Genomic DNA, 25,382 nt, shown 5'->3' with positions numbered 1-25,382 from the left:
TTTCAGAAAATGGAAAAAAGCCCACCTCGCCATCCACAACTGGGGCGGGCCGTCCCAGGGATGAGAGGGACTTTCCGGGTGGATCGTTTTGGTTTGGCGCCGCACTTGCGATAAGCATTCCGGTAGCTTACCAAAACCGTGGCGAACGGATTCTTCCCACTTATCGCGCTGCACTCCGACAGGCACATGATGCCATGATCGGCACCTCTGCATGCGCCAGAGCCTGATCCAACTGCTGTCGGACGTCGCTGATTTCTAGCGCGTCACCCCGTCGGCTAAGGCATTCAAGCAGGCCGTGAAGGCTCCAGACGTTGCGTGGGTGTTGGCAAGGCCGCGGCAACGTCGCATCAAGCCCAAGGTCGGCGCGATAGACAGCCTCAGCTTCGCCATATCGTTCGGCATCCATCAGCAATGCGCCAAGCGCGTGTCGCGTCGGCTGCATCCAACCCCATGGCTCGTCATAGAGCAAATTGTCGTCGAGACCGACCGCACGCCGCAGGAAGTCGAGGCCTTCATGGAGGCGGCCGGACTTGTAATACAACTCCCCCAGCATCATGGCTTCGGCAACCTCGAGGATATCGGCGCATGGGTTGTTGAACAGCATGCGCTCGGGTTGCACTGCATCGCGCGCGGCCGCGAAAAGGCTAGCGCTTTCCTCTGCCTGTGGGATTTTACCGAGATTGGCCAGAGCCACGGTCCGGGCATAATGCAATAGGACGGTGCTGAACGAGTAGAGCTCGGCATCGTCAGGAAAGGCCTCTTCCAGGATGCAGGACCAGCGGCCAAAGCGGATAAGTACGTGCAACTTCATCGGCGCGAAGGCTTCAAACATCTCTGGCATGTAACGCACCACCGGCTCTGGCAGGTTTTCCGCCAGTGCCCTCGCGGCTTCGAAGGCATCTGAAGGGCGACCAAGAAACATGGCCCCGTAGATTTGAAAGTGAAGATTGTGGATCCGGTAGACCGTGTAAAAGTTCTTACCGCCTGCATGGGCGAAATATGAACGATCCACCCGAGCCGCCTGCCGGTTGCGCATCACGACTTTGTGGTAATCGCCGCAAAGCACGTCGATATGCGTCGCCATATGCACAAGATGCCCAGAGTCTGGCACGAGGCGCTCCAACCGATCTGCATGCGGCAAAGCTTTTTCCGGCGTCGACGACATCTCCATCAGATGAATGTAGAAATGCAACAACCCCGGATGTCCCCAGGCTACTGGCTGGGTCGTGAAGGCGCGGTCCAGAGCCGCCCGCGCTTCCTCCGTCGAGGTGCCAGCCGCAGGCTGCCCGGTACGAGTATCCCACAGCGCCCAAGGCGTGCGGTTGATCAGTGCCTCGACAAAGATCGCGGTCACATCCAGATCGTCAGGAAACCTCTCGTATACTGTGCGCATCGCTGCAGCGAAATCGTCATTCCAAGGGCCATAATCCGTAATCTTAGGGTCAGTAGGAAACCGCGACGTCAGCGCATCAAGCAGTGCGCGCTCGACTTCGATTGCAGGCAGATCGCACGCCTCCGCCAACAGCACATGCGCCCGCGTTAAAGCGACAATACGCTCTTCAGGCCCGAAGGAGGTCCATAACTTGTTGTAGTTTGGACCCAGACAGTGGGCAATTCCCCACCGCGCCATGACGTTTGTAGGCGCCACTTCGAGCACACGCTCGTAACAGGCAATGGCCTCTTCGTGGTTAAATCCGTATTGCCAGATCAGCCCCCGGTCGAACCAAATCTGCGCCTCGGAAGGCGTGTTGTTCAGCCGGCGGGAGAAGGTGCCTAGATCGAAATACGTCATCGTATCCAACTCCATGGCTGTCGGCGACTACCTGCCCAGACTACATCAAACCCCCGAAGGAAGGGAATCCGACTTCAGGATCCCGCACGATCATCCATCGCCTGCCGGATGCTTCTGTGCTCGAGCCTATCACGCGGCTGACGGACTCTGGTCGTCGAACGTAGTGTCTAAAGCCGCCATGACTTGCTTTGCCGCTTTGTCCTGCGCCTCATCGGAACGATGGACGACGCGGAGAACTGGTCCGTCCGGTCGCCGCGAGCCCGGCCCAGCAGCCCCCGTCAACTTTAGTCTCTCGCGCCTTGCGGCTTCCGGCTGGACAGAGACGAGGCGCAGAGCAGCCGTTCACTCCAGGTTCTGCCGATATCGCAATAAGTGGACCAGGCGCCGGACGCAGGAGAAGACATATCCATTCGTCAAAGGCGCTAAGGCCGATAAGATTGCCTGGGAGTTCCTCCGACCCAATTGGTTCAAAGGAGGAGCCAATGAAAAAGCATGGCGATGGACGTGTGGACAAGGGCAATTAGCAATTGCTTGCCCGACGTTCATCTGAAGAAGCGGTATTTCAGAGTTGAATGGGCGCATGAAGCTTATCGGTACGGATTGGAATTCGCTGCTTCGTGAAGCCAGATTTTTAAAAGAACGGCATTAGGCGCATAAGAGCCCGTCGCCTATTACGGCGCCGGCGGCGGACCCTGTTAAAGCGGCTACACCCTTGGGAATCGACCGCTCAGAGGGTCAATGTTCCACCTTCGGGACAGTTCCTTAGGATTTTAGGCAATGGGCAGCCCGGTTATGTCAAGACGACAAGGACCGCCTTGTGCTTGGCTGGTCGGGCCAAATTCCTGGCGAATGTCGCGCATGTGGACCTGCTGCCCGCACGCCGGTCCCGTTCTCGTCCGCCGGCTCGCCGCCGTGCTGTTTTCCGAGGATCGATGGTCCATTAGGATAACCTCATCATCGACTGCCCAGTGCTTTCGCTTCGCTCTCCAGCGTGTCACGGTCATTGCCGTGCTTTTTGATAAGTTCCCGGACTTCAGGGATGGTAAGCTGGAATTTGCTGGCGAGATAGCCGACCTCGTATTCCTCGTCGCCCGAAACGCGGTCTCGATCACGAAAATCACGTTTGCTTTTGTCATCTGGCATGGTTGTCCTCCTGAGAGCAGAACAGCGGGAGTGGCGCCGGGTTCCACGTAAGGGTGGCCAGCGCTTGTCGCAGAGTTGGCCCTGCGCCGGCTTGGTTCTGCCCGCACGGGATCCTTTGTGGAGGCTATTGATCTTGTGTGGCGGCCTCGACCAAACGCCGAATCCTGCCGGACCGCTCGATGTTTTGGGCCACCATCTTTTCCGAGCGCTCAATCGCGAGCTCGGCCCGTTCGAGGCGCTGCTTGGCACTGGCGACTTCGGCCGCCATCGCGATTCCCCGGCCTTTCGTGATGTTTGTCATGGGATTGAAACACCGGGAGGGCGGAATCGTTCCTTGACGCCGGCCAGGCGGCGCTCCAGCGACTGCAGCCGCTGGATCAAGATAACGCTCCTCAAGGTGCTCCGGAGCTGCCCAAGCGTCTGGTGCGTTCCTTTGCAACCATTTTAGCTTCTTCTAATTTAAAGTCGGTCAGTCCGAGTTAGCGTATGTTGAAAATTCATCCGGCCGATGTTCCCCACGCTTGTCGAGGTGCCGCCGACAGGGGCCGACTGGATTCACGAAATCAAGTATGATGGCTACCGGACCCAAGTCATTATCGAGAACGGCACTGCCCGAACGATCACGCGGAGAGGCTACGACTGGTCGTCCACGTACAAGACGATTGTCGAGGCTGCGGCAACCCTACCGGCCACGTCGGCAATCATTGACGGCGAGGCAATCGTCCTCAACGAGAAAGGCGTGTCGGATTTCCATTCGCTGCGGTCGGCGATGCGATAGGCGCCAGATCGGATCATCTTCGTCGCCTTCGATCTGCTGCACCATGACGGCATCGACCTGCGCCCCGAACCCTTGCTGGCACGCCGGGAAAAGCTGCTCGAACTCGTCAGGCCTGCCAAGGGCGTGATCCAGTACAGTCACCATGTGCATGGCGGCGGGGCCGACTTCTACGCCGCGGTTGACCGCATGGGCCTAGAGGGCATGGTGTCGAAGCGGCCTGACAGCGTCTATCGGTCAGGCGACACCGAAGCGTGGCTGAAAACGAAATGCTATGAGGAAGTCGACTTTGAAGTTGCAGGCGTGCAGCGAACGCCCGGTTCGGCTCCACTCGCCTTGATGGCAACCCGCGATGCGGAACGCCGCTACGTCGGCTCGGCAAACATCGTCCTGACCAAAGCCATGCGCGAACGCCTCTATGCCAAGGTGCAAGAGGGGAAAGGCGCGCCACCGAGGGGCGCCGACAAGCCCGATGCCGAATGGATCAAACCTGGCCTTGTCGGACGCGTGAAGACCCTTAAGCGCGAAAATAAACTACGCCACGCCACGCTACGGGCGATCCGGGGGCAAAGGCATGACGCATCGCCCACGATGCACATCTCGGAAATCGACCGGTGCGAGGGGTGGCCGGCGCCTGTGGCGGGTTTGTTGGGACGTTAGGCGCCGGCCGGGCGGGCGGGGTGGGCCGCCGCAAGCACAAGCTAATATATCCCGACTCTCATGCCTATGGTGCTATCGCGGAATGGCCTGACGGGCAGTCTAGGCCAACAGGATTAATTGCTGCGCTTTCATTCTGCCAGTAGCTTGCAGGCTTGGTCATTTAGCCCACCTTTGTGTTTTGCAAGGGCGGTGGAAAAGGCCGCGATGATCGCCTCGAGCGACACGCTCAGAGCATTCGAAAAGGTCCTGCCCTTCTGCCAAATCGCGACGTAATGATAAAGAGCTGACGGTTCCACCGGTTTTGCTTCGAGGTTAAACGCTTCGTATTCACGCGCAATGATTTCATTGGTTATGGAAATGCCCAGGCCAGCCGAAACGTATCCGGCCTCGTGACCGTTGCAGTCGAATTCCACCAGTATGTTCGGCTCAACGCCGGCGAAGCGCAAGGCATTGAAGTTCATCTGGTGGGCGGCGAACTGGGGATCGATATCGACGATCGTTTCGCCAGCCAAGTCGTGCGCCTGGATACAGGTCTGTTGTGAAAAGCGGTGGTCGGGATGAAAGATGCACACGTTGCGCGCCGACCCGAGCGGCGCCCATTCAAACAGGCGTGGGTCCAGCGGCAATCTCGAGATCCCCAGATCCGCGCGACCGGCCAAGATGTGCTCGCCGATCTGGTCGTAGCTTCCAGAAATTGACCGGACGTTCGAAGCGGTCTTTGCGTGGATAATCGCCACCACCTTGGGCAAGGTCACGAAACCGAAAACAGAAGGCGCGGCAATCGCAATCCTTTGCTTTTCCTCGTTCTTCATCGCGAAGATTGACGCTTCCAGCTGATCCAGGGACGTCAGGGCAAGTTCAACGTTTCGCAGGAGCTCCCATGCTTCCTGCAAGGGGACGATGCGGTTGGCTGATCTCTTGAAGAGGGTGATGCCGAGCGTGGTCTCGAGTTGCTTCACATGTTGACTGACAGCCGGCTGGCTTATCCCGAGGGCTGCCGCTGCTCGCCTTGTCGAACCGGCCCGCAACACTTCTCGGAAGACTTTCAGTTGACGGAGCTTCAGGTCGCTCTGCAGCAACTCCATTCCGGCGCTCCTTTCCCTGATAACGCCACCCGGGAAGCAGATACCGCCAACCTGGGGAAGCAATAAGCCACCCCAGTATATAAGGGCGGGTTATAGATAAAATATTAAAAATTATAGATTGAGTGTGGAATATTAAGCGATACAATTAGACGATATCTCAAATTAACTCCGAATTACAAATAAAACAATTCGCAACCTTGGGTTAAAAAGCTTGGTCTCAGTGAAAAAGATCGGCGTACCTGGCGGTATTGCGAGTCGAGGAAAGCGCCCTATGGGTGGTTTTACTACTCAGTTTATTGTCGCACTCACCGTGACCATAGGCCTGGCCCTTGTCAGCGGCTGCCTGGGTACGGCATTTGGGTTGTTTCTGGCGATTTCGAAGGGCACGGCACAACCGCGCCTCAACCGTGTCGTGACGGCCTACACCACGGTTGTCCGTGGTGTACCAGAACTTCTCATTATCCTGCTCATCTACTTCGGCGGAACCACGCTCGCCAGCAAGATCGCCGGCCGGTATGTGGAAGTGAATGCATTCACCGCAGGCGTTATCGCGCTCTCGGTCGTCTTCAGCGGTTATGCCACCGAAGTGTTCCGCGGTGCCATTGCGGCAGTGCCAGCGGGTCAAACCGAAGCGGCAAAATCGCTTGGGCTGAACGCCTGGCAGCGCTGGATGTTCGTTATCGGACCGCAGATGCTGCGGCTGGCGCTGCCTGCCTATGGCAATCTCTGGATTTCGCTCTTCAAGGATACCGCGCTGGTTTCGATCGTCGGACTGACCGACATCATGCGCGTGGCGTATGTGGGGGCCGGGTCCTTGCGCGCACCGTTGACCTTCTACCTTGCGGCCTCCGCTCTCTATCTTTCGCTGACCACCGTCACGCTGTTGTCGATCCGGCTGGCTGAGCGACGCTATCCGGCCCTCGGCCGGTAGGAGGGACCGCCGCATGAATCTCGGCTTGATGTTTGACGCCATGGTTGTCCTGCCTTCGGGCATTGGCCTCACCTTGACCCTGACGGTCTCGTCGCTGACGGCCGGATTTGTTCTGTCCGTGCCGCTCGCCTTCATGCGCGCGTTCGGACGTCCCGGCCTCTCGCTCGCGGTCCTCGCATACACCTATGTGATCCGCGGCACGCCGATGCTGGTTCAGCTCTTCCTGCTCTACTACGGCCTCGGTCAGATCGAGGCCGTGCGAACCAGCATCTTCTGGGTGATCCTGCGCGATCCTTTCTGGTGCGCCCTTCTGACATTTTCGCTGAACAGCGCGGCACACACCACCGAAATCCTGTGCCGCGGTCTCCAGTCGGTGCCCAAGGGTGTCACCGAGGCGGCCACGTCTCTCGGCTTGAAGCGCTTCCAGATCGCTCGCCTGGTCACCTTCCCGATCGCTTTCAGGATATCGCTTCCGGCCTACGGCAACGAGGTCGTGGGGATGATCAAGGGTTCGTCCCTGGCGAGCACCGTGACGCTGCTCGAGATCACCGGCATGGCGAGACAGATGGTTTCGACGACGTTCGCGCCTTACGAGATCTTCATCGTCGCCGGAGCGATCTACCTATCGCTCACCTCGATCGCGGTGAAAGCGATCCAGTTCCTGGAACGGCGACTGTCGACCGACGGCCATCGCGTGCGTCGACGAAAGCCGCGATTGCGCCCGCCCTTGCCTGACCCTGAGACCACGACGCCCCTGCCCTGACCCGCGGGTCTTTCGGCAGCCCTTTCCATCCAACCAACGAAGAGGTGCATCATGCGCATACCCCTGGCTATTGCTGTTTCCATCGCATCCCTGATGTCGGCATTTCCTGCCAGCGCCCAAAGCAAGAGCGTCATATCGATTGCCACTGAAGGCGCCTCCCCGCCCTGGGACGGTACCGACGCGAACGGTCAGCTCTACGGTTACGATATCGATGTCGGACTGGAGCTTTGCCGTCGCATCGAGATCAAATGTACCTTCGTCCCGCAGGATTGGGACGGTATCATCCCGGCGCTGCTTGTCGGCAAGTTCGACGTGATCATGTCCGGCATGGCAATCACGGAGAAACGCAAGCAGTCGATCGCGTTCTCGATCCCCTACGCCGCCGGCTTCAACCAGTTCGTGGTGCGCAAGGAGCTGGGTCTCGACGCCGGCGACACCAAGGAGAAGGTCAACCTTTCGACCATCGGGGACAAGGAAAAGGCGACCCTTGAACGCCTCAGGTCGACGCTCGCCGGCAAGGCGATCGGGGCCTTGCGCTCGTCGAATTCGGAAGCCGTCGTGAAGGAAATCCTGGGCGATGTCGTGACCATCCGCAGCTACGACAGCCTGGACAATTTAAAGCTCGACCTGGCCGCGGGTCGCATCGACGGCGGCCTCGCCGACTATTTCACCTGGCGGGATTTCCTGGAGACGCTTTCCGGTTCGGATGCGGTGTTTTTCGGGCCGGAGCTGAAAGGGGGGCTCTGGGGGCCAGGCGTCGGCGCCGGCATGCGAAAGGACGATACCGAGTTGCTCGCCAAGTTCAACGCAGCCATCGCCGCCGCCACCAAGGATGGGACGATCAAAGCGCTGAGCCTGAAATGGTTCAAGAGCGACATCTCGCCTGCCCTCTCGCAATAGGCGGGCACCCGACTTCGACATTGACGGGGCGCAGGCGCGGAACGCCAGCGCCCTCCCCTCCTTCAAGGCGAGTTCCATGAAAGACCAGTTCTGCGCGGTCGTCACCGGCCAATCCCTGATCACGCACGACATCCGTGACGTCAAAGACGAACGCTTCATCGCCGTTACGGACTTCCTGCGCCAAGGCGACGTCGTCTTCACCAACTTCGAGTCGACGATCCTGGGCAAGCACGGCGGCTGGCCGACCAAGGGCAAATACTTCGGCTATTCCAGGGCTGAAGTGCTCGACGCGTTGCAGGCCATCGGTTTCAACGCGCTTGCGCTCGCAAACAACCACGCCTTCGATCTCGGCGCCGGCGGCATCCTCTCGACGCTGGAGGAAGTGGAAGCGCGCGGCTTCCTCCATGCCGGCATCGGGGCCGACGAGACAGACGCGAGGAAACCGGGCGGCCGCCGCCTGGGCGCGAGCCAGGTCGCGCTTCTCGCGATGGATGCAGGCCCTGGCCCGACCAACATGTATGCCGAAGACCGCACGGCCTTCCGGCCGGCTCGGCCCGGCGTCAATCGTCTGACCACCGTTCGCAAGATGGGGGTGCCGGACGGACATTTCCGCAGACTGGCGAGGCTGGGCGCTCATTTGCAAAGCTCCCCTTTTGAACTGGCCAACTATGCGCAGCCGGAGGATCCTGTGGCGGTGTCGGCCGACAAGGAGATCAATTTCTACGGCACCGTGTTCACGCAAGCCGCCGATTTCGGCCGTCTGGTCGAAGTCGATCAGCGGAGCGCGAGTGTCCATCTGTCCGCCATCCGGCATGCGGCGGCACAAGGCGATTTCGTCATTGCCTATCTGCACCACCATCACTGGGAACCAGGTTGGCAGGACGTGCCGCGCTGGGTGCAGACCTTTGCCCGGATGTGCATCGACGCCGGCGCCAACCTTTTCGTCAGCCACGGCGCTCCGGTGCTGCAGGCCGTGGAAATCTACAATGGCGCGCCGATCTTCTACGGCCTCGGCAACTTCCTTTTCCACGTCCACCCCGAAGAAACCGAATGGAATCCCCCGGAGGTCTGGCAAAGCATTGTCGCCGCATGCCGCTATGATGGGAGCGGAAGTCTAACGGGAATAGACCTCCTGCCCGTAGCGATCGGCGCGGACCCCCAGTCCCTTGGCTCAGCAACGGGCAGACTGGTGCCCGTTGCCGTCACGGGAACCGCAGCGCGAGACATCCTGGAGGGATTCGCGACCCGCTCGCGGGCGTTCGGCGTCGAGATCGAAGTATCCTCGACCTGCGTCCGCATCGCCCTGCCCGCACGAAAATTCGGCTGACGGCCCCGACCGGCCGTCAGCCGGTCTTGCATTCGGCAGGCGCGGCTTCGCCGGCCGTCTCGCTATCCGCCTTTATGTCTGGCAGGGCCAGTTCTTCTCCTAACGCTGCGATCAGGGACGAGACGCGACCGCGCACACGCGGCGGAAGGTTCACAAGCCCCTCGATCAGGCGCCGGCCCTCCGCGCTGGCAATGAAATCCAGGCGCTCATCGACCGGCAGGGTCCGCGCCTCGACGCGGGTCTCACCGTTTCCCGGCAGGCCTGCGAAGAAGCGGCCGACAGGAACGCCCAACGAGCTGGCGATCTCGTAGAGCATCGACGCGCTCACGCGATTGCGCGCGTTTTCGTACTTCTGGAGCTGCTGGAAACTGATGCCTATGGATCGGGCAAGCTGCGCTTGCGAGACGTCGGATTGGACGCGAACCGTCGCAATCTGCCTGCCGACATGCTGATCGGCCGGATGAGGGTCACTGTCGATCTTTGGCTTCGGCCCCGTCCGAAGGAGGACGGTGCGTTGCGGTTTCAACAAGGCCTTTCGATCCTCCACTAGTCAGCCGGATAGAGAGTCTGTCGCGCGCGCTCCGGGCCTCTTCCTCCGAGGTCACCTGCAGATCGAATCGCCATTTAATATACCTTATAGGGTTCAAAATAACCCTATAGGTGGCAAAGAAAATCCGCCTGCCGATTGTGGACTCATGGTCAGTCCACGACAGATTCGAGCCGCAAGGGCCTTGCTTGGTTGGTCGCAGCAGGAGCTTGCCGACAAGGCCATTGTCTCGCTGAATGCGCTAACCCGGTTGGAAAACGGCAAGGTCGATTCCCGCATCAGCACTTTGCAGGCTATTGAGGCGGCTCTGATAAAAGCGGGTGTCGAATTCCTGTCCGCTGGCCAAAAGGGTGAAGGTGTACGGCTCTTAGATCCTTCGGTTTGACTGTCCCGTTGACGGAAGGACAGGTTCTCGCAGCTGCTACTCCCACAACTACCCTCCGGCGGGTGACGAGAGGCAAAGTCGTGGTATTGTTGGAATCAGCCATGATCCGAACTCCTGACAGCGCGGTTGTGGCCAGGCCGATCAAAGTGTTCCTGCACCTTGGTCGGTCGTAGTATGCGCGATGCATGTGCATTGCACGTGCTTTGTTATGCATTTTTTCTGCTCCAAGTTCAAGCCGAAAAGCGACAATGATAAAAAAGCCATTCACAACGCGTTTGGACCCATCTGTGCTAGCTCTGGCTGAACAACTCGCAGAGTCGGAACGTCGTTCGGTAACCGCTGTCATTGAGCTCGCATTGATCGAGTATGCAGAACGTCGCGGTGTTAAGGCGCGAGACGCCAAGAACAGCGGGTAGCTTCGTCGCGAATTGAACGGCCGACATGGGGCCGGAAGCTGACGGTCGGCTTTCAACTGTGAAAGGGGTGGAAGCGGACTTTCAGAACCTTGGGGAGCATCGACGCGATCTGACCCATTCCAGTCATTCCCAGAGCATTTCGGCGTCTCCAAAGCGGACACTCAAACCAAGCCGGCGCGCTGATGACCTAAGCGGACATCTTGTCGAGAGAGCATTCCGTTCAGATTCGTGGGTGGAAGGACCGGCGCGTTGCCATTCCGAGTAGCACCGCCATCCTCTAGCTGTGCCATAACACGGTCGCGCACACTCGCGTCCGAAGCAGGACTAGAATAGGCTGGAGCCAAAGCCGCTTGGACCGACCAGGGAAGGCGCAGGGCACGTATGGAGCGACGGCTTACAGCAATACTTGCTGCCGACGTGGTTGGTTACAGCCGCCTCATGGGCGAGGACGAGGTAGGAACGCTTGAGGGACTGAAGAGCTGCCGTCGCGAACTGATCGACCCCGAGATCAAGAAACACCACGGCCGCATAATCAAGCTAATGGGCGACGGCGCGCTCGTCGAGTTCGCCAGCGTCGTCGATGCCGTCCAGTGTGCTGCTGTGATCCAGCGCCGGATGGCCGACCGCAACAAGGGTATACCCGAAGCCCGGCAGCTCCGGTTTCGCATCGGCGTCAATCTCGGCGATGTCATCGTAGAGGGCGACGACATCTATGGAGATGGGGTGAATATCGCAGCGCGCCTGGAAGCGATGGCCGAGCCAAGCGGTGTTTGCATCTCCGGCACGGCGTTCGATCACGCGGCGCACAAAGTGGGTGTCGGTTTTGCGGATCTCGGAGGGCAGCGCCTCAAGAATATCGCCGATCCGGTTCGCGCCTATCGGGTTTTGCTTGATCCCGGAGACGCGGGGAAGATCTTAGCGGCGCCACGCCGGCCAGGTTCGCCCATCATGATTTTGGCAGGAGTAGCAGCGCTGCTCGTCGTCTTGCTTGCAGGCATTTTTGCATGGCAATGGCAAAAACTCTCCGCGCTCGAAAAGCCATCCATTGCAGTACTGCCGTTTACAAACCTGAGCGGCGATCCTGGCCAGGACTATTTTGCCGACGGCATCACTGAAGATTTGATCACTGATCTTGCAAAGCTTTCCGGGCTCGATGTGATCGCCCGTAACTCCGTCTTCGCCTACAAGGGAAAACCCCCCGTTTTGGCAGATATTGGGCGTGACCTTGGCGTGCAATTTGTCGTTGACGGCAGCGTGAGGCGGACCGGCGATCAAATCCGCCTCAACGCGCAGCTCATCGACATCGCCACTGGCGACAATCTATGGGCTAATCGGTTCAATCGCGGCATCGCGGACGTGTTTGCGGTCCAGGACGAGATGAGCCGGGAAATCGCCAAGGCGCTCGGCGTCCAAGCTTCGGCAGCCGAGAGCGAGCGAATGGCACGCCCGCCGACTGCAAATCTCGAAGCCTATGATACCTACCTCCGTGCGGAGCGGGAGGCGCGCACCGGTCGAGGCGACGGATTGCGCGAGGCGCTTGCGCTGTATGAGAAGGCGCAGAAGCTCGACCCCACCTTCGCCGAGGCCTTTGCTGCCGACGCACGGCTGAGTGTCTATCTTTGGCGCACTGCCTCCGATGATATCATTCAGAGCGCGCTTGCGCGAAAGAGAGCATATGAGAAGGCAAGCCGTGCTTTGGAGCTGGATTCGGAGTTTTCATCGCCCTACGCCGTTCTCGGGATTATGCAGGTCATGGATCGCCGCTATGAAGATGCCATCACCTCGGCGGAGCGTGCTGTCGCATTAGGCTCCGGAGACGCTGCGACGCAAATTGCCGTTGGTTATATCCAGCTGTTCGCCGGCAACCATAACAAAGCGGCATTGGCGGTCGAGACGGCATTGAAACTTGATCCCAATCTGGCTCCGATAGACCGGGAGGTTGTCGGGGTTGTCTTGCTTTTGCTCGGGGACATCAGGAAAGCCATTGAGACTCTCGAGCGCGCTCGCGACGATGCTCCAGAGGCGGGCAGCCTTAGGATTTTGCTCGCAGCGGCCTATGCCCGCGCCGGCCGCACAGAGGACGCCAAAGCGGCGATTGCGGACGGCCTCCGGCTGGTGACGAAGACCGAATCCTTGGCTCGACTGCGGTCGTTGGACGCGTTTCGGAATCACTATGCCCATCTTCGCAACGCTGAAGATTTGGCGCCGCTCATCGACGCCCTCCGCCTGGCAGGACTTCCCGAATGGCCGTTCGGCTTCACCGCCGACGAACAGGACCGGTTGAACGGTGCGGAAATCGCATCTTTTGTTGTTGGCAAGACCTTGAAAGGCAACCTCGAACCGGACGGGCTTCCAGCCATTATGCAGATAGAACAGGACGGCACGGCAGTCTTCCGAACGATGACACGAATGCTCACCGAGAGGGTCTACGTCGATCGCGACCTCTTATGTGAGCATAGCGAAAACATGTTTGGGCGGCCCATCTGTGGTCCCGTCTACAGACGCAGGGACGCTGCCGGCAACGGGTATTCTTATGTCAATACAGGTATGGTGTTTCACTTCGTGACAGTGAATTGAGCTCGCAAGACTCAGGGGTTATTGATCAAGTTCCAATCCGGCACGTCGACTGCCAACTTTGCTTCGACGATCGGCCATTTTGCATCGCCCTTCGGAACAAGATCATCGGCATTGTCCGCAAAGGCGGCCGCGTTCCCTTCGTCGTAGATCAAGTAGAGCTTGCCATCGATGATCTTGAACGCTTCCGGATCGACATTGACGGTGACGGATTCGTGGAGTGCGACCTCGCCCGCGCAGTAACCACCGTATTGAGGAGCGTATTTGGCAGGTTCGCTCATGAACATTTCCTTGTGTTCCTTGCTGGCGAAATGCCACGGCGTGCCAAGCCACTCATAGGAAAAATCTTCGGAACCCTTCACGGCCTTGCCATCGGTGAAATAAGCGACCGTGTCGTAGCCCATGATCGCCACTCCGCCGAAGTAGCCGGTATTCACCGAGTCGGCCAGGGCAGAGCCTGCACCGGCCATCAAGGTGAGCGCACATATGACTGCCGACGCCGAATTGCGAACCAGTCTTATCGATATGTTCATCTGCGTTCTCCGTTCAATCGTGGATAGCTTCGCACTTCGCAGCGTTCGCTTCGCCAAGGACTTTCGCCTGGCACGTCGCGCCATGCCGTTTGAGCAGTTTTATGATGTCGGTATTGCCCTTCCAGAACGCGCGGGTAAGCGGCATATAGCCATGACCCTCGGCATGGTTCACATCCGCACCTTGCGCAATCAGGAATTCTGCCAGTTCGACATGGTTCTCCTCCCCCGCTATCACCAAGGGTGTGACCCCAGACTTGTTAGCCGAGTCTTCGAGCACCGCCCCCTGTTCGAGCAACAGCTTGGCGACTGGGAGGCTTCCAGAAAAGGCAGCCGCGTGGAGGGGGGTAAACCCACCGGAATTGCGCGCCATGACGTCGGCGCCCTTGCTCAGCAGGAATTCCGCAATGGGAAGCTGACCATCGAGAGCAGCAGCGATGAGGAGCGTTGCCTGGTCACGTGCCCGGCTGTCGACGTCGGCACCGCCCGCCAAGGCTTGCTCCACGGCACTCTTGTCGCCGGCGGTGATGGAGTCGAACAACGGCTCACCTGCGACTACTCTTGTAGCCGCCAATACCAGCATAGTAAGTGCCAGCAGTCCGCGCATCATGTAGAATAGCATATTAGTCTCGACTTATACAAGCTGCATTAAGCTCGTCGGGGCAAATGCCGGCGGACAGCGCGGCCGGATGTCCGCTTTCGGGATGCGGCTATGGTCTGCTCGACGTCCGACATTGGGCACGAAGCAGCCATTCGCAATCCCGCGTACACGTGTCAGTGGCTGGAAGCGTATAAAGCATTTCAGGAAAAGGCCCATTCCTCATCGGCCGGCGTGACCAACCCCTGCCGAAGTCGGCTGTGAAGTTCTTGCCACGACGGGTCGGACACGAAGCCTCTCATGCTTCCACATGCCTCGGCGAAGGAAATATCGCTCAAACGGTCGATAAGATCACTCATCGCGGCGTTCCTGCCATTTAGGAATAGCTCGAGTGGATCATCATCGCACTCAATGACCCGATGTCCCCAAGCTCCCGGCACGTCGTCCGTTGCGAGGGCTTGACGAAGATCTTCATCCACGCCTGCGACCTCGAGCGCCCGACAGACGACATAGCGCATCAGGGGGTAGTAGATCGGCTGATAGCTGCCTCCAAGCGCGCGCACGCCGGGCAGGATTGACACAACCAGAAACATCAGCAGGAGATTCGGGACAAGGCTGCGGTTTGCCAGCCGCTTGAGAATGTCGGGGGCTGTGAAGCACGCCACCTTCGTACCGGTCGCAGGATCGATGAGTTCGCCGGCGATCAGACGCAGCGGACGGCGCTTGCCATTTTCATAGAACCAGAAGAAATCAGTACCGCGCGCGAGCCAGCCACTCCACGGGCCGGACGCGAGCCCGTCGAGGCCGGCAAGGATATTGGCAGCGAACTTCGGGTCTTCCAGAAGTCTCATGCGTAGCCAGGAATTTTCGTCCACCAGATGGTCCGCCACCAGGTCGGCAATATCCTCGTCGTCGATCTGCAGAAAGGCAAAGCGGCCTCCGAACATTCTTGGCCAAAGGATGAGATTGGCTGCCTTGATGGCATGCGCGGGCCGCTCGAAGTGCGTTGTTGGCAGCAGGCTACGAAGCAGCGTGAGCGCCTCTCCCTCAGTGTCTGGTTCGGTCGGCAACAAGTCGAACCTATAGGGTCCTGGTCCGGCTAGCAGGCTATATCCAATCATCCGGCTTCGGCTGAGGCCGAAGACGTTGATCGGTTTCCCGTCGACAGTGAGCCAGCCTGGTCCCTTGCGTGCCTTCTCAACAAGGCTCACCGTCGAAACCGCATAGGAAACGTAGGTCGAACAGCCATGCGCCGAGAGTCCAAGGAGGCTGAAGATGTGTGTGTAATAGGCTTCCGGCTCCGTGAGGAGAAACAAGTGAGGGCCTGTCTGCATCACACGGCGCTTTTCGAATTCTCTGCAGATTTGTGAAACGGCATTGATGGGCAATCCGTTTCGCTCTCCTGCGTTTTTGATCGTGTCGAGCAACTTGGTAAGGGCGTGACGGCGAATTTCCGGCACGGTTTTCGAAGCTGGCGCCTCGAACAAGCGGAACGCATAGTCGCGGATCGGACGGGGATGATAGGATCGCATCCATGGGTAGAGCGCGGCTAGCGACTCGAGCACTGCCTGTTTCGCGTCTGCGCCTGCTGTTAGCTCTTCCACCTCACGTTTCACCCTTTTCTTGCGTCTGAACGACATCGACGCTCAAACACCAAATACTGATGAGCAGCATCATTCCAAAGCTGAAGAAAATCGTCGAAGGAAGTACTCGATCTCCTACCGCGGCGGCGATGCCGAAGACGAGTAAACCGAGCACCACGGCCACACAATGCATAATGCCTTTTGCCCGGCCCAACAGATAAACGGGTACACGCGACTGCAATGTGACTTCAACGCTAACGCGTCCAAGATTGTATAGAAATCCGAGCGCGGCAAAAAGGATCACTGTCCAGGGCATGTGCAGATATGCCAGCGCCATGAGTACCAGCGCCGTAGAGCCCAAAAGAATCAGATGCCGCGCTTGGCTACTCATTGCTCTTTCAATGCCGAACAGCGAGATCGCGCCGATCAGTGAGCCCGCCGACCATGCAGCCTCAAGGTAGCCGAAATCCACGGCAGTACCCTTCTGCTCCTGGAAGACGAAGCTAGATCCCATTACGCTGACAAGCACCGCGCTTGTATAGAGAAGCGCGTAGACGACGATGAGACGACGCAGGCTCAGATCAAATCGTGCTGCCGAGATTTTGGCGATGCGGACATCGCGCGAAACCGGTTCCAGCCGCATCAAGGCCAAGCAACCTGCTGAAAACAGAAAGAAGGCAGCAAGAACGGTGAATGGCAGGGCTGGCGACTGCTCATGCAGCAACGGCCCTGCGAGCAGAGCTGCCCCAAGACTGCCGAACTGCATGACGAAGAAGACGGCGGAATTCGATGCTACAAGATCGCGGCCGTCAGCTATGACGGGGATCATTGATTGAGAGCTCGTCAGCGCGACACGGTCGCAAAACGAACACAGGACCGCTGACAGACAGATGACCAGGAAAACGTCCATGTAGAGAAGCGCGCAAGCGGTGGCCAGCATCACGACGAAGCGGCTGAGGTCTGCCGCAACGTTCAGGCGTCGTCTGTCAAATCGATCCGCCGCTACGCCGGCCAGAGGGCTCGCGATAAATTCGACAATGCTAACGATCGCAAGGAACGTCGCCAAACCGGCAGTTCCGTATCCTCGCTCGACGAGAATCCAGGCAGATGCGATATAGTAGCCGCTTCGGGCAACGGCCGCCGATAGCGTGCTGGCCAGGAATCCGAAGCAGGGATTGGGCCGGTAGACCCGTCCTTTGCGATGATGAGTACGAACCAGGTTTGACATGAGCGGCGTATCCGGCTGATCGCCGTTGATACTTTCTTCCGCCAAGCCTGCTTTACTGTGACGTGAGGGTTTTCCGATACTTGCTAATAACCCACAAGCGTCGACCTAGATTCTGCTCTTACGACGAAATTCCGTGGGGCTCGCGCCGAAGCTCCGCTTAAAGGCAGTGGCGAAATGGCTCGAACTGCCGAAACCGCATTCCAACGCGATTTCCGTGGCCGACAAATTGGTCGATCGCAGCATATCCGCCGATTGCTCCAATCGGCGCTGCGCTATGAATGCGTGCGGCGTCATGCCTGTCGACTGCTTGAAGGCCCTCCAGAAATGGAACCGGCTAATCCCAACCTCTTTTGCCAAATCGGCGAGCGTAGGTCTGCCGTCCGACATGGCCTCGATCATGCCCACGGCGCGCTTGAGGTCGAACGACGACAAACCGCCTTTTGCCGGCTCCTGATGGACGCCGTTCAACCTGAACATCTGCACGAGCAATTGCGTGGCCTGGCTCTCCACCATCGTTGCGCTGATTGGGTCAGGCTGCTTTAGCTCCAAGGCAATCCTCTGCAACGCCAACTCTACAGTGCTGTCCCGAAATCCGATCGAAGGCGGCAGCACCGCCGGGCGATGGCGAGCCATGCCCGCAAACACCTCTTCGGCGAACCCTTTTTCAATTGAGACCAGGAGGTAGGAAGCGGTCGCGTCACCCTCATCCCACCCATTCCAATCACTGCCGGCGGGCATGAAAATGATCGAACCGGCCCGGCGCGGCAAAAAGGCAATCCGGCGCCCATCCACAATGTCTTCTCCACGGCACGCTGTGCCCTTCAGGTTCATCAAGAACACATGGTTTGGCTGGAGGATTCTTGTCTCCTGACGCTCAAGCCCAGTTCTTTTGATTACGTCCGCCCGCACGCTCCCCCAACTCTCATACTTGTGGGCAAGCGATTGGTGCCGTGAACGACGATTCTCGGTCGGGTCGAGGGCTAGAGTATTCACGTATCCACAGCCTCCTTACTGGCGAGGAGCCAGTTGCGTGATGTGGAGAACCATGGGTTGCTGAACAACACGAAAATAACTCTGGATTGGTAGAAGATGTGACTTCAGCGAAAAAATGACAATCAAGTGAAAGACCCCTTCAACACGCAGGCCTACCAGTTGGCTCAGCCAATACTTGAGCTCGGTGGAATATTAGAAACCGCTTATCTTAGTGGATTTTCCCCCATCGACGTATCGGCATCTCACCAATCGAACGGTGTCGGAGGCATACTGCGATGCGTGGACTCGACGACTTTCTGGCTGAGTGCGACCATGGCCCACGCCTCAACGGACTCGCCGGCTTTTTCGCGGCGACCGCCGCTGGCAAGAGCGGGATGCCAATCCGGAAGCCTGTGGCGGACGCCCGCCTACTGCCGAGCGATGAACTCCTACGCGATCTGGTTGCGCTGCACGCGACCCGCCAAGGCTTTTTTGACCAGCACTATCACGGCAGCATTCCCTATAGATTGGAAGAGGAGTGCCGGATGGCCCATGCAGTGCTAAAATATTCCCGGGATCGTCGCGCTCCCCTTTCGCTATACAGCCTCGGAACAGCGGAAGGCACGATGGCGAGAACGTTGTCCGAACTGTCCGAGGGGCGGATACGCACACTGTCGTGCAGCCCGAACGCAGAGAATTACACAAGCTTCATGGCCTATGGCGAACCACCGCACGCCGACTTCTTCATTGGCCCATTCCACAAGTTGACCAAGGACGTCCTGAGCTCGGATCCGCGACTGGCAAATTTCGCTCACGGATTCGATATCATTTTGGAAGACACGACCTTTCAGATGTACTCGCCAAGCAGAGCGAGACAGATCGAGTTCGTGACCCAGCATCTCAAGCAGGACGGAATTTTCGTCTTCGTCGAGAAGTTCCGGGCAGCCGAGGAGCCGGATTACAGGCGTCGCGAATACCAGAAGGATTTCGGCTTCAAGGCGCGCTATTTTCCCCCAGACGAAATCGAGAAGAAGCAAACCCTCGTCCTGAACACGATGTTCGGCAATGAGGTGACTTTGGCGCAGATGGCTGACGCAATACACGCGCATTTCAGCTACTGCTCCTTGACGTGGAATAGCGGAAATTTCTCCAGCCTTGCGGCGAGCAATAGCGAAGAGAACCTGAACCGCTACCTTTCCCAGATGGCCGCTCCAGCCATTCCGCACGAATACGTCTACGAAACCAGCGTGTCTCGCAACCCTGCCGACTAGTCGTCGCAGCCCGCCCAAGAGTGATGAGCAGCCGTCCCGGCGATCCGACGTGACGGGACACTCGCGAACCCATGTGGAGGTTTCCATGCATCGGTCATGCTTGATACCGGGCGCCATCCATCTGGAAACCGTGCTTCGCAGCTTTGCCATGGCACGGGCCTCTCCGGCGCTGACGAACATGACCGCCCGGCGTGGCGTTCGCGTCGGCCCCGCTGCACGGCACCACACGGAACTGCATGCGCGAGGCTCTTAAGCCTTTGAGACAGGCCAACAACACATTGCGCCGTCTGGACCATGTCTTCGCAGCTGTCGACCATGGCAGCCTCAGGCAGGCGGCAAGAGTTCTCAGAGTGAGAGAATCCTGTGTCAGCCGCAACATCGTTGCTCTCGAGCAATTGCTGGACATGCAGTTGTTTGACCGCGACGTCCATGGCGTTCGGCTGACCGAAGCGGGCCGGGCCTGGATTGACCTTGTCCGGGCTCATTACGAAGGCTTGCATGATGCCCTGGCCGGCGGCGGTCGAGGCCACCAGGATGCCAAAACGGTCAGGATAGGATTTTGTGCCCAAATGGGTCGTGCATTCGTTGTGCGCCTCATAGATCGTTTTCGAAGCTTGCATCCGGACGTGAGCGTGGCCATTGAGGACATTCCACACGAACAGTGCCTGGCGGCAATACGCCGCCGGCGCGTCGACATCGTCTTCACGCACGGGCTTGAGAACGCCAGCTTATGCCGCAGCGAAATCGTTGCGCACGAGCGCTTGTTCGTTCTCCTACCCGTTGGCCATCCGCTCGCCGAAAGGCCGGCAGTCACATGGGCGGATCTTGCAGATACGTGTCTGCTGATACCAGTCGGATCGCCGCAGGATCCGGTTTTGCTCGAAAAGATCGCCTCGGATGGTGGCCCCACCATTCAAATATGTCGCGCTAGCGATGCAACTGTCATCCTCAGGGTCCAACTCGGTCAAGGTGTGACTTTGGCGGGCGAAGGATTTGCCGGGACAGTCGCCATAGACGCCACGGTGTGGAAGCCCATCAGTGGACAGAGCAGCACCAGTTCGATCAAGGCAGTGTGGCTGGAATCGAATCCGAAGCGTGCGCTCCTGAGGCTGGTTGGAACTGCAAGCAACATGGTGACTGCGACGAGCTAGGCCCACCCAAGTCAATGCGAAAATAGGAAACCTCCAGTGCGATTTCTAAAATCCCTCCATGGATGGACTGACCCCATTCGAATTCAGTCGGCCGGCCTTAACCACCCTCAGAACGCTTTGCCCTGGAGAAGCCCCGATCCGTCGCCATGAACCGCTCCAGCATCGCGACGATGAGGCGCGGCGCATCGGCGGGTCGTTGCCCCGCCTCGCGGCCGAGGATCTCGGCATAGGCTGTCAAGTCACGATGCAATGCCGCTGGGAGTTCCACCATGACCTTGACAGGTTTGTCGTCGGCGATTGGCCCCAGTTTCAGCTTGGTCATTTCAGCCTCCATAAGGTTCGAGCACGAGGTCGTGCGTGACGATGACGCGTACCGGGAATCCCGGTCGGATGGTGAGCGTCGGCGCTATGTTGAGCTGCCGCTGGACGATCTGCTGGCCTGCCTGGCTGATGCTGTCGGAAGCCCCTTGGCGCAGGGCGCGCACGATGTCGCTCTCCTGGCCTGATGAGCCTGCCTGCGCGCCGATGCTCAGAACCGTGGAAAGTGCTGCAGCCTTGAACAGCTCGCCCCAATGATAGTCGACGCCATCCTCAAGACCAGCATAGCCCTCGGCATCCGCCCCGGGCTCACGTTCCAGCACGATGGAGCGGCCGTCTGGAAAAATCAGCCTGGTCCAGACCAGCAACACGCGACGCTGGCCGAAGCCGACACCATTGTCATACTGGCCGACGAGGCGCGTCCCCTGCGGAATAAGCAGGATGTGGCCGGTGGGGCTGTCATAGACATTCTCCGTCACCTGCGCGGTAATCTGACCCGGCAGGTCGGAACGAATGCCGGTGATGAGGGCGGCTGCGATCACCGCACCCGCCTGCAGGACGTTCTTTGACGCCGGCGCCGCAATACGATCCGACGACACGGTACGCTTGTCAGGCGGCTGATTGAGGAACGCGAGTTGGCGGTCCTGCGCCGCGGGCGTCGCTGGCTGCGGCACGAGGCCAAGGCTGGCGAGATCGGGCCGTGGCGTAGTCTCTGTCGTGGCTTGAGCGACCGTCGCGTCATTTGCGGGCCGCGTTTGCGTGGACGCAAACAGACGCGCGGTCCTCGCCGCTTCCAGTTCCTGCTCCCGGCGCTGCTGCTCGGGGTCCGGTGCAACGGGGCCGGTCGATGGCGCGGGGCCGCCATTTTGCGCGTTGAGGATCGGGCGGCCGAGATCACCGGGAAGCGGTGGGCCAAGCTTCGGAACGCCTGCATAGTCCTTTGGCAGGCCGGCGAGCCCATCGGGCGTCGAACGATTGTCGGTTGAATACAGCTCCTGCCCTTGGCCTTGTTGACGGTTCTGCAGCGCGTAGAGCAACGCACTGCCGACAGCGAGGCTTGCGGCGAGCCCCAAGCCGGTTAGCGCCTTTCGGGAAAGACGCGTCACGCGCGGCGGCTCGGCGCGAAGCCGCATGGCCGCGATTGGCTCGCCTGTCAACGGCCGGGCGTCATCCTCGACCGGTGCCTCCGGCCAGGCGTCATTCGCCGGCCCCGGGCCTTCTTCCTTCCCGGGACCCATTTTGTCGCTCATGATGACGACCCTCCCCTGTCTGTTCGGGGGTACGTCGCTGGCGGGGTCTCACCAGGGCCACGCATCCATGAAAATCGACTGCTCCTTACCCCATCGGTGCGGGAGACGCGGACGCGCTTCTGGTTCTTGCCGGCGCCGAAGCGCAACTCGGCGGCGGCAAACAGCCGATCTACGATCATGTAGTTGCCGCGCACGCGATAGTTCACCAGCTCCGACGTGTCGCCTTCCGGGCCGACCACGAACAGCGGCGGCATCTCGCCCTGGCCGATGCCTCGCGGGAACTCGATGAACACCTGTTTGCCATCGTCGAAAGCACGCAACGGCCGCCACGGTTCGCGATCGCCCGTCACCTCGTAGCGGAAATTGACGCGAGAAAGATCGATGCCCGTCGAGACCGGCTGTGCCGCTTCGGCCTCTTGGCTCTGACGGCGCAAGGCAATGAGCTGGTCCTGCGGGTACTGCCAGGTAACCGATGCCATATAGGTCGACGGCGTCGATCGCAGTTCCAGGTGATAGGTGCGCCGATCTGTATTGATGACGAGATTGGTGATGAGATCGGCCCGGGTCGGCTTGACGAGGATGTGGACTTGCTTTGCCCCGCCCGTACCGCTCTCGGTATCGCCGATGATCCAGCGCACGGTGTCGCCGGCGGCGACGGGACCCGAGCCGACGAGTTGCTCGCCGGGCTGAAGCGCGATGTCGCTGATCTGCCCCGGCGAGGCATAGACCTGATAGAGCGCGCCATCGACGAAGGGATAGACCTGCATCGAATTGATGAACCCGTTGCGGACAGGCTGGACGCGGGCTGCGGCGTTGGCCAGGTTCACGCGCGCGGCCGGATCGGTCGGTTCCGCCTCGGGCTTTGGCTCCTTGCCGACCGGCTTCAACTGCCCGGGAAGCGGCAGCGGCTTTGACATCTCTACCACTTTGATCGGCGGGGACGGATCGACGGCCTGCACGGCCGGAATCGGATCGTCATAGGAAATCTCCGGCGGCTTCTGCCTGGTGGCACAGCCCGCAAGCGCCGACGTGCAAAGCAGCAGCGCTGGAATGGCGATTTTGCGGAAAGCCGGCAATGCGTGGATGAGGAAAGCCGGACACCCTGCACTCCAGGGGGCGGCTTTGAATGCAGGCTTCATTGTCCAAGCTCCTTCGACCAGTTGATGGCGTTGATGTAGATGCCGAGCGGGTTCTTTCTCAGCGTGTCGGCGTCGCGCGGGGGCTGCACGACAATGGTGAGAATGGCGGACCAGCGCTCCGTGGAAGCGAGGGAGCCGTCCTGATAGCGGCGTTCGACCCAGGCGATGCGAAAACTCACCGGGGATGCGCGGATGACTGACGACACGTCGACGGCGACCTGCTGCTTACCGACCTTGGTGAACGGGTCATTGGCGCGCGCATAGTCGTTGAGAGCCTGCGCCCCGCCCTGCGTCGTGAAGTCGTAGGCGCGCAGCCAGTTCTGCCGCACGACGATCGGATCGGCGGGGATCGACCTCACCTGTTCGATGAAGTGCGCCAGGTAGAAAGCGATCTGCGGATCGTTCGGCTGATAGTCGCCGACCGCCGGCGCGACAGCCTGCGCCTGGCCGAGACGATCGACCTGCACCACCCAGGGCACGACCGAGCCATTGGCGGATTGCCAGACGAGTGCGGCGGAGAAGCCGGCGGCGAGTGCCAGGCAACCGAAGGCCATGTAACGCCAGTTGCGCGCCTGCACGCGGGCGGAACCGATGCGCTCATCCCAGACCTGGGTAGCGCGTTGGTAGGGCGTCTCGGGTTGTGGAGATCTGCCGTAGTGCGTGGACGGTCGTTTGAACATGCTCAGTCTCTTTCAGAGAGGTTGATGGAGGAGCCGCCGCCATGGCTGTCACCGCTGCGAACGGCGTGAGCGGCGGCCTGGACGCCATGGGTCATCTGTTGCGAGCGCTTCATGCGCTTCGCCCAGGCGGGCTGACTTTCGGTTGCCGAAGAAGCGACGGGAGCGGAGCCGGCTTTGCCAGTGTTCGCGCCGATCGTGCCGGCGGTGGATGATCCGCCCGTCGTCTCGAAGGCAGCGCGAGCGCCGGATTGATAGCTGTCCTTCACGCTGCCTGCCGCATGGCTGGCGGCGCGCTTGAGCGGTGAGATGGCGCCCTGGGCGCCGGCGCTGATGACACCGCCGAGCCCGGGTGCAACGCTGGAAAAGCCTGACTGTCCGGCTGCGCCGAGGCCGTAGGCTGTGGATGCCCTGCCTGCGGTAGCGGCCCCGCCACGAGCCGCCGCTGCAGCACCGCCGCTGATAGCCGCGCCGCCGGACACCACGGCGCCGCCGGCCGCGGCGCCCGCCACGACCATGCCGCCGGCGGCAAGCCCGGTGCCGACCGCCGCACCCGCGCCGAGCTGCGGGCCGCCGGAGACCAGACCGTTGGCAATGCCCGGTCCGAAGATGCCAAGGCCGAGCAGCGACAGGGCGGCCAGTACGATCGCCATGGCGTCGTCGATCGACGGCGTGGTCCCGCCGAATCCCGAGGTGAACTCGGAGAAGAGGGTCGAGCCGATGCCGATGACGACGGCGAGCACCAGCACCTTGATGCCGGACGAGATGACGTTGCCGAGCACCCGCTCGGCCATGAAGGCCGATTTGCCGAACAGACCGAAGGGAATCAGCACGAAACCGGCGAGCGTCGTCAGCTTGAACTCGATCAGCGTGACGAAGAGCTGGATTGCCAGGATGAAGAAGGCGAGCAGCACCAGCGCCCAGGCGAAGAACATGCAGGCGATCTGGATGAAGTTCTCGAAGAAGGACCAGTAGCCCATCAGGTTCGAGATCGAGTCCAGCAAGGGCCGGCCGGCATCGAGCCCGGTCTGCGCCACCTTGCCCGGGCGCATGAGATCGTTCACGGCAAAACCCGTACCCGAGGCCTTCAGGCCAAGCCCGGCGAAGCTTTCGAAGACGATGCGGGCGAGATTGTTCCAGTTGGAGATGAGATAGGCGAAGACGCCGACGAACAGCGTCTTCTTGACGAGGCGCGCCATGATGTCGTCGTCGGCCCCCCAGGACCAGAAGAGCGCCGCCAACGTGACGTCTATGACAATCAGGGTCGTGGCGATGAAGCCGACCTCGCCGCCGAGCAGGCCGAAGCCGCCGTCGATGTAGCGCGTGAAGACTTCAAGGAAATGATCGATAACGCCCATGCCGCCCAT

The 25,382-nt window shown here is 59.9% G+C and carries 24 protein-coding genes and 1 pseudogene; 10 read left to right on the top strand and 15 right to left on the bottom strand.

The features are described from left to right. Window positions 1-160: 160 nt before the first annotated feature. The 3 genes from NP945_RS30855 to NP945_RS30845 all read right to left on the bottom strand — a co-directional run bounded on the left by NP945_RS30855 (window position 161) and on the right by NP945_RS30845 (window position 3,236). Window positions 161-1,792, bottom strand: coding sequence for a tetratricopeptide repeat protein (locus NP945_RS30855; RefSeq protein WP_256748424.1), 1,632 nt, complete (start codon window positions 1,790-1,792; stop codon window positions 161-163). Window positions 1,793-2,746: 954 nt separating this feature from the next. Continuing rightward, the gene (locus NP945_RS30850; protein WP_256748423.1) at window positions 2,747-2,935 is read right to left on the bottom strand and encodes a DUF3606 domain-containing protein; all 189 of its coding nucleotides are present in this window, start codon (window positions 2,933-2,935) and stop codon (window positions 2,747-2,749) included. Window positions 2,936-3,059: 124 nt separating this feature from the next. Continuing rightward, window positions 3,060-3,236, bottom strand: coding sequence for a hypothetical protein (locus NP945_RS30845; protein WP_256748422.1), 177 nt, complete (start codon window positions 3,234-3,236; stop codon window positions 3,060-3,062). A 207-nt stretch (window positions 3,237-3,443) separates the two neighbouring features. On the opposite strand from NP945_RS30845, the pseudogene NP945_RS32070 reads away from it, so the two are divergent. Continuing rightward, a pseudogene (locus NP945_RS32070) lies at window positions 3,444-3,968 on the top strand (hypothetical protein); the annotation flags it as partial. An 81-nt stretch (window positions 3,969-4,049) separates the two neighbouring features. Next, a complete protein-coding gene (locus tag NP945_RS32065) occupies window positions 4,050-4,370 on the top strand; it encodes a hypothetical protein (protein ID WP_372338002.1) in 321 nt (106 codons plus the stop codon). Window positions 4,371-4,498: 128 nt separating this feature from the next. On the opposite strand, the gene NP945_RS30835 is transcribed toward NP945_RS32065, so the two are convergent. Continuing rightward, entirely contained in the window at window positions 4,499-5,455 is a 957-nt protein-coding gene (locus NP945_RS30835) for a LysR family transcriptional regulator (RefSeq protein ID WP_256748421.1), read from the bottom strand. A gap of 271 nt (window positions 5,456-5,726) precedes the next feature. Here NP945_RS30835 and NP945_RS30830 point away from each other — a divergent pair, with 271 nt between their 5' ends. From NP945_RS30830 to NP945_RS30815, 4 genes are all read left to right on the top strand, one after another. Beyond that, window positions 5,727-6,386, top strand: coding sequence for an ABC transporter permease (locus tag NP945_RS30830; protein ID WP_256748420.1), 660 nt, complete (start codon window positions 5,727-5,729; stop codon window positions 6,384-6,386). A 13-nt stretch (window positions 6,387-6,399) separates the two neighbouring features. Beyond that, the gene (locus NP945_RS30825) at window positions 6,400-7,149 is read left to right on the top strand and encodes an ABC transporter permease (RefSeq protein WP_127327793.1); all 750 of its coding nucleotides are present in this window, start codon (window positions 6,400-6,402) and stop codon (window positions 7,147-7,149) included. Between the two features lie 51 nt (window positions 7,150-7,200). After that, window positions 7,201-8,049, top strand: a complete 849-nt coding sequence (locus tag NP945_RS30820) for a transporter substrate-binding domain-containing protein (protein WP_256748419.1) — start codon at window positions 7,201-7,203, stop codon at window positions 8,047-8,049. A 76-nt stretch (window positions 8,050-8,125) separates the two neighbouring features. Further along, the gene (locus NP945_RS30815; RefSeq protein WP_256748418.1) at window positions 8,126-9,376 is read left to right on the top strand and encodes a CapA family protein; all 1,251 of its coding nucleotides are present in this window, start codon (window positions 8,126-8,128) and stop codon (window positions 9,374-9,376) included. A gap of 16 nt (window positions 9,377-9,392) precedes the next feature. Here the strand turns inward: NP945_RS30815 and NP945_RS30810 are convergent, their stop codons facing one another. Then, window positions 9,393-9,902 (bottom strand): helix-turn-helix domain-containing protein, encoded by a 510-nt coding sequence (locus tag NP945_RS30810; protein ID WP_256748417.1) that lies wholly within the window; start codon window positions 9,900-9,902, stop codon window positions 9,393-9,395. A gap of 169 nt (window positions 9,903-10,071) precedes the next feature. On the opposite strand from NP945_RS30810, the gene NP945_RS30805 reads away from it, so the two are divergent. After that, window positions 10,072-10,308, top strand: a complete 237-nt coding sequence (locus tag NP945_RS30805) for a helix-turn-helix domain-containing protein (protein ID WP_256748416.1) — start codon at window positions 10,072-10,074, stop codon at window positions 10,306-10,308. A gap of 797 nt (window positions 10,309-11,105) precedes the next feature. Next, entirely contained in the window at window positions 11,106-13,301 is a 2,196-nt protein-coding gene (locus NP945_RS30800) for a tetratricopeptide repeat protein (protein WP_256748415.1), read from the top strand. An 11-nt stretch (window positions 13,302-13,312) separates the two neighbouring features. Here NP945_RS30800 and NP945_RS30795 read toward each other — a convergent pair whose 3' ends face one another. The 5 genes from NP945_RS30795 to NP945_RS30775 form a co-directional block, all read right to left on the bottom strand. Beyond that, window positions 13,313-13,831 carry a YHS domain-containing (seleno)protein gene (locus NP945_RS30795; RefSeq protein ID WP_306283340.1) on the bottom strand — a complete coding sequence of 173 codons (519 nt, stop codon included), beginning with the start codon at window positions 13,829-13,831 and terminating at the stop codon, window positions 13,313-13,315. 13 nt (window positions 13,832-13,844) lie between these two features. Next, window positions 13,845-14,435, bottom strand: a complete 591-nt coding sequence (locus tag NP945_RS30790; protein WP_256748472.1) for an ankyrin repeat domain-containing protein — start codon at window positions 14,433-14,435, stop codon at window positions 13,845-13,847. A gap of 194 nt (window positions 14,436-14,629) precedes the next feature. Continuing rightward, window positions 14,630-16,066, bottom strand: coding sequence for a hypothetical protein (locus NP945_RS30785; RefSeq protein ID WP_256748414.1), 1,437 nt, complete (start codon window positions 16,064-16,066; stop codon window positions 14,630-14,632). Then, window positions 16,032-17,282 (bottom strand): MFS transporter, encoded by a 1,251-nt coding sequence (locus NP945_RS30780; protein ID WP_256748413.1) that lies wholly within the window; start codon window positions 17,280-17,282, stop codon window positions 16,032-16,034. Before NP945_RS30780 ends, NP945_RS30785 begins: the two co-directional genes overlap by 35 nt. A 60-nt stretch (window positions 17,283-17,342) precedes the next feature. Beyond that, window positions 17,343-18,068 (bottom strand): AraC family transcriptional regulator, encoded by a 726-nt coding sequence (locus NP945_RS30775; RefSeq protein WP_245466345.1) that lies wholly within the window; start codon window positions 18,066-18,068, stop codon window positions 17,343-17,345. A gap of 437 nt (window positions 18,069-18,505) precedes the next feature. Here NP945_RS30775 and NP945_RS30770 point away from each other — a divergent pair, with 437 nt between their 5' ends. Together NP945_RS30770 and NP945_RS30765 are read left to right on the top strand one after the other, a co-directional pair. Then, window positions 18,506-19,480: a class I SAM-dependent methyltransferase gene (locus tag NP945_RS30770; protein ID WP_256748412.1), complete on the top strand. Its 975-nt coding sequence runs from the start codon at window positions 18,506-18,508 to the stop codon at window positions 19,478-19,480. Window positions 19,481-19,716: 236 nt separating this feature from the next. After that, the gene (locus NP945_RS30765) at window positions 19,717-20,631 is read left to right on the top strand and encodes a LysR family transcriptional regulator (protein ID WP_256748411.1); all 915 of its coding nucleotides are present in this window, start codon (window positions 19,717-19,719) and stop codon (window positions 20,629-20,631) included. A 97-nt stretch (window positions 20,632-20,728) separates the two neighbouring features. On the opposite strand, the gene NP945_RS30760 is transcribed toward NP945_RS30765, so the two are convergent. The 5 genes from NP945_RS30760 to trbL are packed head-to-tail and all read right to left on the bottom strand — an operon-like array spanning window position 20,729 to window position 25,382. After that, window positions 20,729-20,953: a DUF2274 domain-containing protein gene (locus NP945_RS30760; RefSeq protein WP_128287977.1), complete on the bottom strand. Its 225-nt coding sequence runs from the start codon at window positions 20,951-20,953 to the stop codon at window positions 20,729-20,731. Between the two features lies 1 nt (window position 20,954). Then, complete coding sequence (locus NP945_RS30755; protein WP_256748410.1) at window positions 20,955-22,199, bottom strand: TrbI/VirB10 family protein; 1,245 nt, start codon at window positions 22,197-22,199, stop codon at window positions 20,955-20,957. Further along, entirely contained in the window at window positions 22,196-23,338 is a 1,143-nt protein-coding gene (trbG, locus tag NP945_RS30750; protein WP_256748409.1) for a P-type conjugative transfer protein TrbG, read from the bottom strand. The genes NP945_RS30755 and trbG overlap by 4 nt, the downstream gene beginning before the upstream one ends. Then, window positions 23,335-24,018: a conjugal transfer protein TrbF gene (trbF, locus tag NP945_RS30745; RefSeq protein ID WP_127327869.1), complete on the bottom strand. Its 684-nt coding sequence runs from the start codon at window positions 24,016-24,018 to the stop codon at window positions 23,335-23,337. The genes trbG and trbF overlap by 4 nt, the downstream gene beginning before the upstream one ends. A gap of 2 nt (window positions 24,019-24,020) precedes the next feature. Next, window positions 24,021-25,382: a P-type conjugative transfer protein TrbL gene (gene trbL, locus NP945_RS30740; protein ID WP_256748408.1), complete on the bottom strand. Its 1,362-nt coding sequence runs from the start codon at window positions 25,380-25,382 to the stop codon at window positions 24,021-24,023.

This window comes from Mesorhizobium sp. LMG17149, from assembly GCF_024518695.1.
Lineage (GTDB): Bacteria > Pseudomonadota > Alphaproteobacteria > Rhizobiales > Rhizobiaceae > Mesorhizobium.
This window is presented reverse-complemented; position numbering and strand designations above follow the sequence as displayed.

What these genes read in the sequence shown, in the direction of transcription:
- NP945_RS30805 (WP_256748416.1), top strand. Translation starts at nt 10,072, where the DNA reads ATGGTCAGTCCACGACAGATTCGAGCCGCAAGGGCCTTGCTTGGTTGG.
- NP945_RS30755 (WP_256748410.1), bottom strand. Translation starts at nt 22,199, where the DNA reads ATGAGCGACAAAATGGGTCCCGGGAAGGAAGAAGGCCCGGGGCCGGCG.
- trbG (WP_256748409.1), bottom strand. Translation starts at nt 23,338, where the DNA reads ATGAAGCCTGCATTCAAAGCCGCCCCCTGGAGTGCAGGGTGTCCGGCT.
- NP945_RS30850 (WP_256748423.1), bottom strand. Translation starts at nt 2,935, where the DNA reads ATGCCAGATGACAAAAGCAAACGTGATTTTCGTGATCGAGACCGCGTT.
- NP945_RS30800 (WP_256748415.1), top strand. Translation starts at nt 11,106, where the DNA reads ATGGAGCGACGGCTTACAGCAATACTTGCTGCCGACGTGGTTGGTTAC.
- NP945_RS30760 (WP_128287977.1), bottom strand. Translation starts at nt 20,953, where the DNA reads ATGACCAAGCTGAAACTGGGGCCAATCGCCGACGACAAACCTGTCAAG.
- NP945_RS30825 (WP_127327793.1), top strand. Translation starts at nt 6,400, where the DNA reads ATGAATCTCGGCTTGATGTTTGACGCCATGGTTGTCCTGCCTTCGGGC.
- trbF (WP_127327869.1), bottom strand. Translation starts at nt 24,018, where the DNA reads ATGTTCAAACGACCGTCCACGCACTACGGCAGATCTCCACAACCCGAG.
- NP945_RS30815 (WP_256748418.1), top strand. Translation starts at nt 8,126, where the DNA reads ATGAAAGACCAGTTCTGCGCGGTCGTCACCGGCCAATCCCTGATCACG.
- NP945_RS30820 (WP_256748419.1), top strand. Translation starts at nt 7,201, where the DNA reads ATGCGCATACCCCTGGCTATTGCTGTTTCCATCGCATCCCTGATGTCG.
- NP945_RS32065 (WP_372338002.1), top strand. Translation starts at nt 4,050, where the DNA reads ATGGCAACCCGCGATGCGGAACGCCGCTACGTCGGCTCGGCAAACATC.
- NP945_RS30830 (WP_256748420.1), top strand. Translation starts at nt 5,727, where the DNA reads ATGGGTGGTTTTACTACTCAGTTTATTGTCGCACTCACCGTGACCATA.
- NP945_RS30795 (WP_306283340.1), bottom strand. Translation starts at nt 13,831, where the DNA reads ATGAACATATCGATAAGACTGGTTCGCAATTCGGCGTCGGCAGTCATA.
- NP945_RS30765 (WP_256748411.1), top strand. Translation starts at nt 19,717, where the DNA reads ATGCGCGAGGCTCTTAAGCCTTTGAGACAGGCCAACAACACATTGCGC.
- NP945_RS30775 (WP_245466345.1), bottom strand. Translation starts at nt 18,068, where the DNA reads ATGAACCTGAAGGGCACAGCGTGCCGTGGAGAAGACATTGTGGATGGG.
- trbL (WP_256748408.1), bottom strand. Translation starts at nt 25,382, where the DNA reads ATGGGCGGCATGGGCGTTATCGATCATTTCCTTGAAGTCTTCACGCGC.
- NP945_RS30785 (WP_256748414.1), bottom strand. Translation starts at nt 16,066, where the DNA reads ATGTCGTTCAGACGCAAGAAAAGGGTGAAACGTGAGGTGGAAGAGCTA.
- NP945_RS30855 (WP_256748424.1), bottom strand. Translation starts at nt 1,792, where the DNA reads ATGACGTATTTCGATCTAGGCACCTTCTCCCGCCGGCTGAACAACACG.
- NP945_RS30835 (WP_256748421.1), bottom strand. Translation starts at nt 5,455, where the DNA reads ATGGAGTTGCTGCAGAGCGACCTGAAGCTCCGTCAACTGAAAGTCTTC.
- NP945_RS30770 (WP_256748412.1), top strand. Translation starts at nt 18,506, where the DNA reads ATGCGTGGACTCGACGACTTTCTGGCTGAGTGCGACCATGGCCCACGC.
- NP945_RS30790 (WP_256748472.1), bottom strand. Translation starts at nt 14,435, where the DNA reads ATGCGCGGACTGCTGGCACTTACTATGCTGGTATTGGCGGCTACAAGA.
- NP945_RS30845 (WP_256748422.1), bottom strand. Translation starts at nt 3,236, where the DNA reads ATGACAAACATCACGAAAGGCCGGGGAATCGCGATGGCGGCCGAAGTC.